Source organism: Hyphomonas neptunium ATCC 15444 (assembly GCF_000013025.1).
Lineage (GTDB): Bacteria > Pseudomonadota > Alphaproteobacteria > Caulobacterales > Hyphomonadaceae > Hyphomonas > Hyphomonas neptunia.
Map to the genome: position 1 here is coordinate 2,969,248 of NC_008358.1, position 14,823 is coordinate 2,984,070.

At 64.0% G+C, this 14,823-nt stretch carries 11 protein-coding genes and 1 pseudogene; 3 read left to right on the forward strand and 9 right to left on the reverse strand.

Annotated features, from left to right (window positions below):
• Position 1 precedes the first annotated feature (1 nt).
• The 3 genes from HNE_RS13885 to HNE_RS13895 are packed head-to-tail and all read right to left on the reverse strand — an operon-like array spanning position 2 to position 2,651.
• Positions 2–259: a DUF3253 domain-containing protein gene (locus HNE_RS13885; protein WP_035592805.1), complete on the reverse strand. Its 258-nt coding sequence runs from the start codon at positions 257–259 to the stop codon at positions 2–4.
• Positions 256–1,491 carry a serine hydrolase domain-containing protein gene (locus HNE_RS13890; RefSeq protein WP_198022942.1) on the reverse strand — a complete coding sequence of 412 codons (1,236 nt, stop codon included), beginning with the start codon at positions 1,489–1,491 and terminating at the stop codon, positions 256–258. The genes HNE_RS13885 and HNE_RS13890 overlap by 4 nt, the downstream gene beginning before the upstream one ends.
• The gene (locus tag HNE_RS13895) at positions 1,491–2,651 is read right to left on the reverse strand and encodes an acyl-CoA dehydrogenase family protein (RefSeq protein WP_011647786.1); all 1,161 of its coding nucleotides are present in this window, start codon (positions 2,649–2,651) and stop codon (positions 1,491–1,493) included. The genes HNE_RS13890 and HNE_RS13895 overlap by 1 nt, the downstream gene beginning before the upstream one ends.
• 111 nt (positions 2,652–2,762) lie before the next feature.
• Between HNE_RS13895 and HNE_RS13900 the strand changes: the two genes are divergently transcribed.
• Both HNE_RS13900 and HNE_RS13905 read left to right on the forward strand, forming a co-directional pair.
• The gene (locus HNE_RS13900) at positions 2,763–3,194 is read left to right on the forward strand and encodes a PaaI family thioesterase (RefSeq protein ID WP_011647787.1); all 432 of its coding nucleotides are present in this window, start codon (positions 2,763–2,765) and stop codon (positions 3,192–3,194) included.
• Entirely contained in the window at positions 3,191–3,982 is a 792-nt protein-coding gene (locus HNE_RS13905) for an SDR family NAD(P)-dependent oxidoreductase (RefSeq protein WP_011647788.1), read from the forward strand. Before HNE_RS13900 ends, HNE_RS13905 begins: the two co-directional genes overlap by 4 nt.
• 98 nt (positions 3,983–4,080) lie before the next feature.
• On the opposite strand, the gene HNE_RS13910 is transcribed toward HNE_RS13905, so the two are convergent.
• The 6 genes and pseudogenes from HNE_RS13910 to HNE_RS13935 all read right to left on the reverse strand — a co-directional run bounded on the left by HNE_RS13910 (position 4,081) and on the right by HNE_RS13935 (position 12,785).
• Positions 4,081–6,744 (reverse strand): M1 family metallopeptidase, encoded by a 2,664-nt coding sequence (locus HNE_RS13910; RefSeq protein WP_011647789.1) that lies wholly within the window; start codon positions 6,742–6,744, stop codon positions 4,081–4,083.
• Between the two features lie 262 nt (positions 6,745–7,006).
• Entirely contained in the window at positions 7,007–7,393 is a 387-nt protein-coding gene (locus tag HNE_RS13915; protein ID WP_035592011.1) for a hypothetical protein, read from the reverse strand.
• Positions 7,394–7,595: 202 nt separating this feature from the next.
• Positions 7,596–8,535, reverse strand: a pseudogene (locus tag HNE_RS13920) (IS110-like element ISHne3 family transposase).
• A 242-nt stretch (positions 8,536–8,777) separates the two neighbouring features.
• Positions 8,778–9,392, reverse strand: coding sequence for a glutathione S-transferase family protein (locus HNE_RS13925; RefSeq protein ID WP_011647790.1), 615 nt, complete (start codon positions 9,390–9,392; stop codon positions 8,778–8,780).
• A gap of 10 nt (positions 9,393–9,402) precedes the next feature.
• Positions 9,403–11,403 (reverse strand): TonB-dependent receptor, encoded by a 2,001-nt coding sequence (locus HNE_RS13930; protein ID WP_035592760.1) that lies wholly within the window; start codon positions 11,401–11,403, stop codon positions 9,403–9,405.
• A gap of 92 nt (positions 11,404–11,495) precedes the next feature.
• Entirely contained in the window at positions 11,496–12,785 is a 1,290-nt protein-coding gene (locus HNE_RS13935) for a NupC/NupG family nucleoside CNT transporter (RefSeq protein ID WP_011647792.1), read from the reverse strand.
• A 210-nt stretch (positions 12,786–12,995) separates the two neighbouring features.
• Between HNE_RS13935 and HNE_RS13940 the strand changes: the two genes are divergently transcribed.
• Positions 12,996–14,543, forward strand: a complete 1,548-nt coding sequence (locus HNE_RS13940) for a S10 family peptidase (protein ID WP_011647793.1) — start codon at positions 12,996–12,998, stop codon at positions 14,541–14,543.
• Positions 14,544–14,823 lie beyond the last annotated feature (280 nt).

The following is a 14,823-nucleotide window of genomic DNA, read 5'->3' on the forward strand; positions in this document are numbered from 1 at the left end:
CTCAGGCCGGCAGCCCCAGACGATACACCCCCTTGAAGGTGTCCGGGTCTTCCACCGGCTTGCCTTTGCGGTAGATGGCGATGAGGCCCGACTTGTGGAGCCGGACCGCCTCGGCGCGTACATCTTTCAGCACCCGAACGAAATGTTCCGGGCTGATCGCTTTTGCTGCATCTTCTGGCGCGATGGTTTTGCCAGCACCTTTTGCAGCTGTCAGCGCAAGGATGGCCTCGCGAACGGCGTTTTTCGGTTCTTCGCTCACCAGTCAATCGCCGCATAGACAAGCTGCTGAAGCTGCATGCGCATCGGATAGGTGGAGGATGGCATAAGCTGGGTGGCCTGAACGGCGATCAGCTCCTCTTCCGGGTCGATCCAGAAGAAGGTGGAGGCAAGGCCGCCCCAGCTGAACGTGCCGTCGCTGCCGGGCTGACGGGTTTCCACGATGTCGGTGACGACCGAACCGCCGAGCCCGAAGCCCACGCCTTCCGACATCACCTCGGTGAACGCAGAGCGGCCCATGCCGCGCATGGTCTGGCCACCTGGCAGATGGTTCTGGCGCATGAATTCCCAGGTCTTGGGACTGATGATGCGGGCGCCGTCGAGCGTGCCGCCGCGCAGCAGCATCAGGGCGAAGCGGTGATAATCCCGCACCGTAGAGGCAAGCCCGCCGCCAGCATTGAGCTGTACCGGACGCTTGGCGTAAAGGCGCGAGGCCGCACCGGCCGGATCGGCGAGCGTTGTCTCGCCTGTCTGCGCATCTTTCTGATAGCAGGCCATCAGACGGTCGATCTTGTCTTCGGCAACCCAGAAATCGGTATCGTTCATCTGCAGCGGGCCAAAAATCCGCTCGCGGAAGAACGCATCCAGCTCCTGGCCGGTGATGACCTCAACGATCGCGCCGAGCACATCAATCGAGTGGCTGTAACGCCATTCGGTGCCGGGCGAGAAAGCAAGCGGCAGGCCCGCCATCTGGCGGGCCATTTCCTGCAATGTCTGTTTCGGCGTGCCGACCTTTTCACGCCGGTAGATCGCGTCGGTATCGTCTTGCATCAGGAAGCCGTAAGTAAGACCAGACGTGTGGGTCATCAGATCCAGGATCGTCATTTCGCGGTCGGGGTCTTTCAGCTTGGGCGCGTCGCGCGTGCCGCCGTCCCAGACTTTCACGTTCTTGTATTCGGGAATGTAGCGGCTGACGGGATGTTCCAGCCGCAGCTTTCCTTCCTCGAACAGCATCATGATGGCGAGCGAGGTGACCGGCTTCGTCATCGAATAGATGCGGAAGATTGTCTCCGGGCCAATCGGGCGGCTGCCGCCCATTTCGGTTGCGCCGATATAGCTCTCATGGGCGACTTCGCCGCCGCGCGAGATCAGCGTTGCCATGCAGGGCAGCTTGCCGCTGTCGAGATAGTTCTTCTGGAAGAACTCCGGAATCGCGGCGAGCCGCTCAGCATTCATACCCACTTCGCCGGGGTCGGCCATGTCATGTTCAAACATCAGAGTTTTCCTGCTTTGGCGGCGCGGGCCAGTTCGCGCGCGATGATGATCTGCTGGATCTGGCTGGTGCCTTCATAGAGGCGGAAGATGCGCACATCGCGGTAGAACCGTTCGATGCCGTAATCGGAGACGTACCCTGCCCCGCCGAAGATCTGCACGGCGCGGTCAGCCACGCGGCCGCAGGCCTCGGTGGCGAAGAGCTTGGTGCAGGAGGCGAGCATGGTGATATCTTCGCCTGCGTCGCGGCGGCGGGCGGCGTCCATGATCATGCATTCGGCCGCATAGGTTTCCGCCTGGCTGTCAGCGATCAGGGCCTGGAGCATCTGGTGCTCGAAGATCGGCTTGCCGAACTGTTTGCGCTCCAGCGAATAATTCACCATCTCGCGGATCAGGCGTTTGGAAACGCCGGTCGCCACAGCCGAGATGTGGAGGCGGCCTTTATCCAGCACGCTCATGGCGACTTTAAAGCCTTCGCCTTCCTTGGCGATCATGTTGGCGGCAGGCACGCGGGCGTTTTCGAAGATCACGTCACAGATATGGGCGCCCTGCTGGCCCATCTTCTTCTCGGGCTTGCCGACCGACAGTCCGGGCGTGTCGCGCTCGACGATGAAGGCGGAGACACCTTTGGCGCCGGGCTCGTCCTGATTTGTCCGCGCCATGACCGTGAAGAGGTCAGCCTTGTTGGCATTGGTGATGTAGCGCTTGGTGCCGTTGAGAATGTAATGATCGCCGTCGCGCACAGCCTTCGTCTTGAGGCCGGCAGCGTCAGAACCGGCTTCGGGCTCGGTCAGCGCAAAGCTCGCGATCAGGTCGCCGGAGGCGACGCCGGGCAGCCATTTCTGTTTCTGCTCCTCGGTGCCGAAGAGAATGAGCGCCTGGCTGCCGATGCCGATATTGGTGCCGGCCACCGAGCGGAAAGCCGGAGATGTCTGGCCGAGTTCCATGGCGACGAGGCATTCGGTTTCCATGTCGAGGTCGAGGCCGCCATATTCCTCCGGCACAGCGATGCCGAACAGGCCAAGCTCTTTCATGGCGTCGACCACATGCTGGGGAACGGCGTCTTCATCCCCCACCTGGGCCTCTACCGGTACGCAGGTTTCAGTGACAAATCGGCGGACCTGATCGATCAGCGCGGCGCGGGTTTCGGCGTCGAAGGCCATCTTGTTTCGTCTCCCGGTTTCCTCTTCGGCAGATACTTTATGCGCCATTGGAGCGCTTGTCGAAGGGGCGCATGCGGGTAAGGTGCCGCAGTCAATCAAGAGAGGGGTCCCATGTCGACATCGGTAGTAGCAGACGGCGAATTTGCAGGCTGGACAACCTGGGCTGAGGAGCCTTTCGAGCATGAGACCGCAGGGCCGTTCTACTTTCGCGTCGATGAGAACGGGCCAGTCGCGGCCTTCCGGGTGGCGCGCAAGCATATGAATGCCGGGGGCGTGGTGCATGGCGGGTGTCTGATGACGTTCGCGGATTTTGCCTTGTTCGCCATCGGGCATGAGGCAATGGAGGGCGGCTACGGCGTAACCGTTGCTTTTACAGCAGAATTTATCGATGGCGCGCTGGAAGGCGAGCGGCTGGAGGCGCGCGGAGAGACGCTGCGCAAGGGCGGCTCGCTGAGCTTTGTGCGCGGACTGGTGACGGGCCAGGATGGCCGGCCGGTATTGAACTTTTCAGGCACAATCAAAAAACGGAGGAAACAGGCATGAGCGAACAACCGCCCTATCAGGAACTATCGAGATCCATCAAAGGCAAGACCGCGCTGATCACCGGCGCGGCCAGCGGGATGGGGCGGGCAACTGCCCACCTCTTTGCGCGCGAGGGGGCCAATGTGGCGGTCACCGACCTGAAACAGGAGAACGTCGATAAAGTCGTCAATGAAATCAAAGCTGCCGGCATTGATCATGTGAAGGGCTGGGCGCTGGATGTCAGCGATGGCGCGGCGATCAAGCGGGTGGTGGACGAGGCGGCCGCGCATTTTGGCGGCATGGATATTCTCGTCAACAATGCAGGCTTTGCCATTCCCGGACAGGTCGGAGAGGAAAGCTATGAGGATAGCTGGGGCCCCTCCATCAACGTCATGCTGACCTCGCACCAGCGGGCGATCCGGGCGGCCCTGCCCTATATGCGCAAGAATGGCTGGGGGCGGATTGTGAACATTGCCTCGACCGAAGGATTGGGGGCGACGCCGGGCAATTCGCCTTATGTGGCGGCCAAGCATGGCGTGATTGGCCTGACGCGGGGCCTGGCGGTTGACCTGGGACGCGAAGGCATCACGGTGAACTGCATCTGTCCGGGGCCGATCATCACCGGCATTACGGCAGGAATTTCCAATGAACACAAAGAGATATACGCGAAACGTCGCGTACCGCTTCGCCGCTATGGCATCCCTGAAGAGGTGGCCAACATGACGCTGTCACTGGTTCTGCCGGCGGCGAGCTTTCTCAACGGCGTGCATATCCCGGTCGATGGCGGCCTGACGATCAAGAACGCCTGACGCGCTATTCCGGCGCCGCCGCGTGTGCCTTCACCGGACACGCGGCGGACACTTCAGGACAAATCCGGACAGTTCGGGACAGATTGAGACACTTCCGGTCATTCCTGGACAGGATCGGCCAAAACAGGGCCGAATGCCTGACGGGCGTGATCCTGCTGCGCGGCGCACAGGGTGAGATACTCCTTCGTTTCGTCCAGGGCGCGCTCATGGCCGGCAAGGTCCCGGCTGCCGGCGGCGAAGAGGGCTTCCAGATCGGGGATCACCGACGGGTCGCAGAAAGCGCGGGCGAGGCGCGGCGTGGCGCGGCGGGACTGGGCGGGCAGTCTGGACGTGAAGCCGGGGAAGTCTCCGGTGATGCGGGCCCAGGTGGCGGCGCGATGATCGGGATTGTTCATCAGGCTTTCGGCCAGGGAGAAGGTGACCTGCTGGCTGATACCGCCATCATAGATCAGGTCGAGCGCGCGGGCGGCGTCCTCGGGCGCGGCCGCAGCGCCGAGGGTATTGGCAGCCGCTTGCAGGAAGACGGCATCATCGATGCGGGACGTGGCTTCCACCACCCGGTCGAACATCGCCGTGCCGCCGTCTTCAAGGGCGGCGCGCAGGGCGTAGGTGTAGAGGTCGCTGGAGAGCTGGCCCTGACCGGACAGGAACGCATCGACCTCTTCCACCAGCGCCGCGCGGGCGGCGGGGTCTTGCAGCGAGCCGGCCTCAAAACCGCGCAGGCGCAGCTGAGCCTCAAGCTCGGCCGGGGCCTCCCGATCTGCCAGCGCCGCGGCGGCGCGGGCGCGGGCGGGATCGGCGCCCTCCCCCAGCTGGAGGAGCAGGCTGTCCCAGGCGTTGAGCGCGGTGATGAGGACCGTGCCGTGGGGATGGGTGAGGCTGGCTTCGAGGAGGCGGAGATATTCTTCAGCGTCCAGCGTGCCGGCATTGAAACCAGCCTGGGCACTGTCGAGGCTGACGAGCGCTTCGCGCGCCTCCAGCCCGGCGAAGTTTTCCGTCAGCGCGCGCCAGTTCTCCGCCGGCAGATCAAACCGGTAATAGCCTGACCCTTCCGAATTGGGCACGATGATTTCCGGGCAGATGGCACCGGGCACATCGACGGTGCGTTTGGCGCCAGAAAGCAGGGCGCAGACTTCCCCGCCATTGGCGCCGTCTTTCCAGGTGGCGCAGACGGGAATGCGCCATTGTGAACCGGACTGAATTTCCGACCCGATGGGGCGATAGCGCGACTGGGTGAATTCGATCTTGGCGATGCCCGCGCCGCAGACCGGACGGGCGCGCACCACCGGCACACCGGGCTGGGTGACGAAGCTTTCAAAGACGCGGCCGATTTCAGGCTCTCCGCTGGCCCGGCCGATGGCCTCATAGAAGCGGGCGCTGTCGGCTTCGCCATCGGCGTAGCGGGCAATGTAACGGCCGAGCGCCGGGCGCAGGACTTCCGGTCCGAAATAGGCGTCGACCATACGGATGACCGACTGGCCCTTGGAATAGGTGATCGCGTCGTAAGCGTTGCGCACGTCTTCATTGCGGTCGATCGGCTCGGCCACAGCGCGGGCGCCCTTCAGGCTGTCGAGCGACATGGCGCGGATGCCGTCAATGACGGCGGCCAGCTCGTGATTGTTGCCGGGCTCCATGATCGAGAGGACGGCGGTTTCACTCCAGACGGCAAAGCCTTCCTTCAGCCAGAGATCATCCCACCAGGGCGGGGTGACGAGATTGCCAAACCACATATGCGCGATTTCATGGGCGTGGATTTCCTTCACGCTGCGCAGGAGCGACGGGCCGGTGTTTGGCCCGACAAGGATACGGCCCTCCCGGTAGGTGATGGCAGCGGCGAGCTCTGTGGCGCCCGACGGCCATTGCGGGGCGGCGATGATGTCGAGCTTTTCATAGGGGTAAGGCTGGCCCAGCATCTCCTCGAAGACGCGCATCATTTCCGGGGTGAGATCGAGGGCGAAAGCCAGCTCCTCCCCCTTGCCCGCGCGCGCATAACCGGTGAGCGGAATGGCGGCGCGACGAACATCATTAGGCGGAAGATCGGGCCGCTCGACCTTGTCGAAATTGCCGACAGCGGCGGAGAGCAGATAGGTGGAGAGCGGACGGGTTGGCGCAAAGCGGATCGTCTCGAAGCCATCACCGGCTGCCTCGCGGGCGACCTCGGGCGTGTTGGCGATGGCGTGCATACCTTCGGGCACGGTGATCGTGACATGGAAGGGCGCCTTCAGGCCCGGCTCGTCAAAACCGGGCAGGAAGCGGCGGGCCTGGATACTTTCGGATTTGGCGAGGGCATACCAGTTGCCCTGGGACTCGACGCGAAAGAGACCGGCGAGGCTCGTATCAAACGGGGCGGTGTAGTCGATGGCGAGGGTGACGCGGCGCGCTTCCAGGCGGCGCGGGAAGCTGACCCAGACGACGCCGGTGTCGAGGATTTCGTCCCAGCCGGCCTCGACCGTTTCGCGCCCGGCAGTGGCGGTGACGCGGGAAACGTCGAGATCATCGCCATGCAGCCAGATGCCGTTTGTGGCGGCCGCAAGCTGGATATCAATCTCCACCTGACCGGAGAAATGGGTTTCGCGGGGGTCCAGATCGAGCGTGACGCGGTAAGCCTGCGGGCGGGCGGTGCCGGGGAGACGGCCGCTGGGGGCGACCTCGGCGAGGGCGGCCACGTCAACAGGCTGGACCGGAACCGTCCAGGCAGACCTCTGGGCGCAGGCGCCGAGAAGCAAGAGACCCGCGACGCATGCCAATGTCAGAAACCGCATCAAAACTCCCCCGGCTGCTGGTGGCCTATGAATAGCGCATCAGGCGGGGGAGGAAACCCTTGATCGTGGTTTTGGGGGGTGGTGGGCGCGCGGGGGTGGGGTGACGCTCGGTTACGTGCAAGCGGTGAGAAGGTCCCGGATCGCGGCTTTGCCGCGTCCGGGATGACACGGGGGGATGTGGGCGAGTGTTTTGGGCAGCAGGTTTGGCCGGACGCAGCGGGGCTGGCCGGTGGAGTTGGCTGAATTCGGGATCAGTTCAAAGCTAGGAGGTGTCGGCGGTGGCCGTGAGGGCGGAGGCCCCCTTCGTCAGGGCGCTGCGCGCCCTGCCACTTCCCCCGCTTGTGCAGGGGAAGATAAGGCGTCGTGCTTCGGGGAGAAGGTCTGCGGGAACGGAACTCGACCAGACAGGGTCGCTCCACGGTTTGCGTGTGGGCGCCAGTGGTCTGTAGGCGGAGGGGCTGGGATCGCGGTCGCCGAGGAAGGCGATGGTGACAAAGCCCCACCAGTTTACATCCACCAAGGCCTCGCGGCAGCCGAGCGTGGCGATGTATTTCGACGCGCGGATCAGTTGCCAGAACAGCACCGGCCAGAAGAAGGGGTGCACCAGGTCAAAGAACCCGGCGAAGTCTGGATGTCTGCGGAGGCGCATCAAGCTCGGCATGGGGACGAGTATATGTCCGCGGGCGGAGGGTGTGGGGAGGATTTGCGGAAGTTTTTTGCAAGGGGTTGATTGGGATGGGGATTTTTGGGGCGGCGGGGGTTGGGTTTGTTGGATAAGGCGGAGGCCCTCACCTCCCATCGCTACGCGATGGGCCCCTCCTCTCCCAGAGGGAGAGCGACTGTGTTCGCTTTCAAGCGTTTTGTGTTTGCCATGGGGATTTGTCTCTGAGGATTGCGTTGAGGATTGTGAGAAGTTTTCGCATGACGGCCACGAGGGCGACCTTGGCGGGTTTTCCGGCGGTCCGGAGGCGCTGGTAGCAGGCTTTCAGGGCTGGGTTGAACCTGATGCCGGCCAGGGCAGCCATGTAGAGGACGCTGCGCACATCGGCGCGGCCGCCGGTTATGGAGCGGCGGCCGCGCCACTGGCCACTGTCGCGGTTGAAGGGGGGCAAGCCCCGCGAGGGCCGCGATCTGACGGCGGCCAAGGGTGCCTAGTTCCGGGAGGGCCGCAATCAGGGTGCGGGCCGTCTGGTCGCCAACGCCGGGTACGGATTTGAGCAGGTCCTCTGCCTCCCGCCAGGCCGGGCTGGCATGGATGCGGTCCCCGATCTCCCTGTCGATGTCTGCCAGCTGGGCTTCCAGAACCTTCAGCACCCGGTCGATGCTGCGCAGGGCCGGCCTGGCCGTCACCAGGCGGCGGCGGTTGCGTTCGGCCACCGCCATGTCGATGACCTGCCGCCGCCGGGTGACCAGCTCTGCCAACTGTTGGGCCGCGGCGTCCGGAAGGGCTCGCGGGGCCGGCCGGATCGCCTGTCCGAACCGGGCGATTACCGCCGCATCGATCGCATCCGTCTTGGCCAGCTGCCCGGTGGCGCGGGCAAAGTCCCGGATCTGACGGGGATTGACCGCAACAACCGGGATCTGCGCCCCGGCCAGGGCGGCGGTGACCACCCGTTCCAGCCCGCCGGTGGCCTCCAGCACCACCAGGTCCGCGCCCAGCTCCGACAACGCGGCCAGAAGGCTGTCTATCCCCGCTGGAGTGCGCGCGACGGCAAAGGCACGCCCCTCCGGCAATACATGGACGTCCAATGTCTCCTTCGACACATCAATTCCAACAAATCTCTCGCTCATATCCCGACCTTGCGCATGCGGGCTTCGCTTTCGCCGGCCCAAGCGACTGTCCGGGGTGATGACCAAGGCGGATGAGGCGACACGCTCTCCCACGGGCTTGGTGTCCCTCAGGGGTGGGGTGCTCTCATCCGCTGCCGACCGCGGAAATATAGCAGGCCGGGCAAAAGATGACATACAAGGGGTTTGGCGTTGTGCTTGCCGGGGCGTGGGAGGTGAGGGTCTTAGCCGCGTGCGGCCTGGCCTCAGCCCGCGAAGCCGCGCGCTGCCATGGCGTCGTACCAGCGGCCGAGGTTGGCATGTTCCTTATGCGGCGCCCATTTCATGACGCGGCAGAAACCGCAGGTGATGAAGAGGGTGATGTCGGCGATCGAGAACCGGTCGGCGGCGACGAACTCGTTATTGGCGAGATGTTCGTTGAGGCGTTCGGCCATTTTTTTGGCCGCCTTCTCGTTTTTGGCGGCGGCTTCGGCGCTCTGGGGCACTTCGAGGGGGGCCATCATCGGGTGGGCGTTGCGGAACCAGCCGGCGAACTGGATGAAGAACATCAGCTCGATGCGGCGGTCCCACATTTCGATCAGGGCTTTCTCTTTGGGGTCCGCGCCCATCAGATTCGGCTCGGGGAAGATGCCTTCCAGATAGGTGCAGATGGCGCGGCTCTCGGTGAGCTTTGTGCCGTCGTCCAGAACCAGCGCGGGGACCTGCGAGAAAGGCGAAACCTCGCGGTATTCGGGCTTTTTATGGTCCTGCGCCATGATGGAGACTTCTTCCAGATCGACGGCGTCGAGCTTGCCTTTGGCGCGCAGGAAATAGACGACGCGGTCCGGATTGGGCGCCATCGGGCTGTGGTAGAGTTTCATTGCTTCCTCCTTAGAATGTCTTGGTCAGGCCGAAGACCGCGTTGACGGGTTCTCCGGGGAAATAGCGTTCATTGCCGAAGCCGACATCGGCGCGGTCGGCATATTTTTCGTCCGTCAGGTTACGGATGAGGATGTAGGCTTCCATGCCGCCGGCGAAGGTGTATCCGGCGCGGGCGCCAAAGACTGTGTGGCCGGGATAGGTGACCGTGTTGGCGGGGTCCATGAAATACTCGCCGACATGTTCGCCGGTGAGGGAGAGGCGCAGGGCGTCTGTTGCCTGCCAGTCGAGGCGGGCGTCGGCGAGCCATTCGGGGGCGGTGTCGATCAGGTTTCCGTCGACGATGCGTTCCTGGGCAGCGACGACGGGGCGGTCGAAGGTGTAGGTCTGCTCGCTCCAGGCGACGTTGCCGGTGGCGGAGAGATTGTCTGTGAACGCCCAGGTCGCCTGCGCGTCTATGCCGAAATGGCGGGTGGAGCCGTCGGGGACATTGAGGCCATCGGAATCGCGGAAGAAGAAGTTTTCCTTGTCCATCCACCAGGCGGCGACATCAAAGTCGAGATGGCCGTAGAGGCCCTGACCGCGCACGCCGATCTCGAGGCTGTCGAGGGTTTCGGTGTCGATTTCGCCGGGAAGCTGGAGGCTCTGGAGGCGGTAGAGGTCTGAGACCTGCGGGGCGCGGGCGCCGCGGGCGTAGTTGGCGTAGAGGGCGCCCCAGGGCTGGTCCCAGACGAGGCCGAGCTTGGGCGTGAGGAAGGTGAAATCGTCCGTGCGATTTTCAGGCACGTTGAAGCGGCCATTGATGCCGGTGGGGGCGTCTGTGGTGTAATCGTAGCTATGCGTTTCCCCGCGCAGGCCGGCGAGGAGGCGGAGCCCCTCCGTGAGCTGCCAATCGGCTTCGGCCCAGAGGGCGAAGAGCTGGGTGTCGACGGTGTAGTCGTAGTGGATGCCTTGCGGGAAGTTCGGGCTGGGGTTTGGTTCGGGCTGGATTTCGCGCAGGTAGCCGGTCGCGAAGTCTGTATCGGCGCCGAGGCGCCACTGGACGGGGCCGGTGGGGGTGAACTCATAGCGGGCGAGGACGCCGCCGCCGGTATGGCCGTTCTTCTCCACGCCGCCATAGGGCAGGAAATGCTGGGAGAAGATCATCGCCTGGGTGTGCAGGTTTGGCAGGAGGGTGAGCGTGCCGGGGCCGACCTCGCGGGAGAGCCGGCCGCCGAGGCGGGCCGACCAGGCGTCGCGGTAGGCTTCGGGGTTGGGGTTTGTTTCGCGCAAGGCGTCGTCTTCATAGGCGCGGGGGCCCTGGATGAAGCTGGCGGTTTCCTGGTTGAGGCTGGAGGCGGCGAGCCAGAAGGCGCTGTCCCATCCGGCGAGGTCTGCCTGCGTAATGAGGGAGAGTTTCTGCTGCTGGCTTTCGGTATCGTCGCGCCAGCCGGCGTCGTCCATCAGGGAGAGGTTCAGCCGCGTTGAGGCACCGAGATTGACCGAGGCGTCGGCGCGCAGGCGTTCCAGCGTGCTGTAGCTGAGGCGCAGGCTCTGGGGGCTCGCCGCATCCGGCAGGATGAAGTTCAGGAGGCCGTGGACTGCGTTGGAGCCGTATTTGGCGCTGGCGGGACCGCGGACGATCTCGATGGCATCGGCCACTTCATGGTGAGGCTCGATCAGGGAATTGACGTTGCCGAAGGCGGGCGAGCGGATGGGGACGCCGTTCTCGAGGATGAGGAAGCTGCCCTGCCCTGCCCCGCCGCTGAGGACGGGTGAGCGGATGGCGATGAGATGCTCCTGGCCGGAATTCATCTGGATGTTGACGGCGGGGGCCTGGTTCAGGATTTCGGCTGGACGGTCGGCGGCGGTGTCGGCGATCAGCTGCGCATCGAGGATAGCGCGGGAGCCGGGGGCCTCTTGCGGGCGGTCGCCGTAGACTTCGACGGGATCGAGGCGTTGGGGCATTTCTGCCAGCGCCGATGGGGCAAGGATGGCAGCGGCAATGACAAGCAGTCCGGACCGATAAGGCAAATCTACGCTCCCTGTTTTCAGGGCGCGGCGGTTGCCCTCACCCGCGTCACATCTAGGGCCTGCCGGGGCCGATGGCGACCCCGGCCGCTGCGTCAGCCGCCCGCGAACAGGGCGTAGGGCAGCGCGCCGACGACGGCGCCGGAGAGGCAGGTGGCCAGCGTGCCGGCCAGCAGGGTGCGCCAGGCGAGGCTGAGGAAGTCATCCCGGCGCTCAGGCTCAACAATCGTCAGGCCGCCGATGAGGATGCCCATCGAGCCGAAATTGGCAAAGCCGCAGATGGCGTGGGCGGTGATCATCCGTGTGCGCGGGTCCATCGCTTCGACGGGGAGTTCGGCGAGTTGGAGGAAGGCGACGAATTCGGTCAGCACGGTTTTCACGCCCATCAATGAGCCGGACTGGGAGGCTTCGCTCCAGGGCACACCGATCATGTACATCAGGGGCGCGAAGATCCAGCCGAGGATACGCTCGATGGAGAGCGGCGCGCCGTTCACATCCGGGAAGGCGCCGAGGCCGGCATTGACCAGCCAGAGCAGCGCCAGGGCCGCGATCAGCATGGTGGCGATGTTGAAGACGATCTTCAGGCCATCGGTGGCGCCGGTGGAGAAGGCGTCCATGGTGGAGGCGTATTTGAAATCGGGGTCTTTCATCCGCTCCGACACCGGGGTGGTTTCCGGGATCATGGCGAGGGCGACGCCGACGGCGGCGGGCGCAGCGATGATTGAGGCGGCCAGAAGCTGGGGCAGCGGATTGGCCATCTTGCCTTCCAGGAAGGCGCCATAGACGACGAGGACCGAGCCGGCGATGGTGGCAAAGCCGGCGGTCATCATGATGAGCAGCTCAGAGCGCGTCATGCCTTTGATGTAAGGCCGGATGAGGACGGGGGCTTCGGTCATGCCCATGAAGACGTTGGCGGAGACGGCGAGCGAGGTGGCCCCGCCCAGGCCCATGCCGCGCCGGAAGACGAAGGCAAAGCCGTTGGTGATCCAGCGCAGGATATGCCAGTGCCAGAGGATGGCCGAGAGGGCCGCCACGACGATGATGATGGGCAGGATCTGGAAGAAGAACAGCGGTGGTGGGGAGCCGCCGATGACTTCGCTGGCAGCGACATTATCCCCGACATAGCCGAAGACGAAACTGGTGCCCGCGCGGGTGGCGTTCTGGAGGCCATCGACGAGGCCGTTGGCGGCCAGGAGGATGTCCTTGATGAAGGGAATGCCGAACAGGATGAGCGCGAAGGCAAACTGCATGGCCGTGGCGCCGAGCACGATCTTCCAGGGGAAGAGTTTGCGTTTTTCGGACAAGAGCCAGCACAGCCCATAGATCAGGGCGATGCCGATCAGCGCGCGCCCATTGTCCCAGCCCCATTCATATCCTGCCGGCATGTTGCGTCAGCCCTCCCGCAAATCAGACCCAAGCGTTGAGACTTAACGGGCGGGGAAAGGCTTGGAAAGCGGGAATGGCAATTGCGGATCGGGAGAGCGCGCGACCGGCAGATTTGACGGCGCCCGCAGAGAAGCGTAGCTTTTGCCTTTGTTATCAAGACACTGGCCACCACGCAGGTCGCCGGGGACGCAAAGCCGGGGCAATCAAGCATGAAGACGAAGATACACGCGCTGGCCGCAGCATGGGTGGTGGCGATGGCCCTGCCCGCTTTTGCTGCGCCCGAGGCCCAACCTGCGACCGAGGAAGAGGCCGCCGCAAAGCCGGTGCCCGAGCCGGTGATGTTTACCAGCACGCATTCGGGCACCTTTGGCGGACAGAAGATGACCTACCGCGTGGAAGCGGGTGAGACGCATATTGCCGGCGAGGACGGCGAGCCGGCCGCGAGCCTGTTCAGCACGTCTTACATCCGCGAGAATGCGAGCGGGCCAAGGCCGGTTTCCTTCGTGTTCAATGGCGGGCCGGGCTCGGCCTCGGTGTGGCTGCATCTGGGGCTGCTGGGGCCCAAGCGCGTGAAGGTGGCGAGCGAGGCCGACAGCGATGATGGCGCGGCGCCCTATACGATGCTGGACAATCCGCTGTCGCTGCTGGACGTGACCGATCTGGTGTTCATTGACCCGGTGGGGACTGGCTATAGCCGCGCTGTGGGCAAGGGCGAGGACAAGGACTATTGGAGCGAGGAAGGCGATGGCAGCTCGATTGCCGAATTCATCCGTATATGGATCACCAAGCATGAGCGCTGGAACGCGCCGAAATACCTGATCGGGGAAAGCTTCGGGACGACGCGGGCCGCTTACCTCGCCCACCGGATGACCACCGGCGAAGTGGATATTTCGCTCAACGGGCTGGTGCTGATCTCTCAGGCGCTGGACTATGAGGGCTCCACCTCTGCCCATGACAATGTATATTCCTATATCACCTACCTGCCGAGCATGGCGGCGGCGGCGCAGTATCACGGCAAGGCGGGACAAGGTATTCCGCAGGCGGAGTTTCTGGCCGACGCCCGCGCCTTTGCGCGCGACGAATATGGCCCGGCGCTGTGGAAAGGCGCGCAGCTTTCGACCGAAGAACGCGCGCATATCCGTGACCGGCTGGTGTATTTCACCGGGCTTTCAGCAGAGTATGTGGAGCGCTCTGATCTGCGCATTCTGATGCCGCGGTTCCAGAAGGAGCTGTTGCGGGACAAGGGGCTGGCGATCGGACGGCTGGACGGGCGGTATGCCGGGGATGAGGCCGATGATGTGGCCGAAGTGCCTGACGGCGATGCCGCGAGCTATTTCATCGAGTCGGCCTACACGTCCCTTCTCAACCAGTATCTCTACAGCGATCTCGGCGTGCGGATGGACCGGCCTTACATCGTCTCAAGCGAAGCGGCGGGCAATGCGTGGAATTTTCGCAATGCGCCCGAGGGCGAATATTGGGAGCCGAAATATGTGAATGCCGGGCGCCAGCTTTCGACCGCGATGCGCCGGAACACTGAGCTGAAAGCCTGGGTGGCGAACGGCTATTACGACATGATCACGCCCTTCTTCGACGCGGAAATCACCTTCGCACGCTATGGCATTCCGCAGGAGCGGGTGGCGATGACCTATTACCAGGGCGGGCACATGATGTATCTGAATGACGGGGCGCTGGACGCGCTGGCGGCAGACCTGCGCGCGTTTTATACCGGAGCGCTGGAGGATCAGCGGCCGGATTAGGATTTAGCATGTGACGGCCGTCCAACGAACTGGGCGCTTAAGCGGATGACCGCCTTTGGCCCATTTGAGACTTTCCTCGATTGGTGCTTAAAATAGAACCATGCGGCTCCCGGCGGTTCTCGTCCTCATAGTTCTGACTGCTTGTTCGGGGGAGCAGGTAGAAGCGAAGCAAGCGGTTGGCGGTGCAACGGGTTGCCCGCACGTCGGCGGCATGATCGAGGGCCCTTACGTGGCGGGGGAGTCAACGGCGCGCTCAATCGCCCAGGCAGTTGTTGAGCAG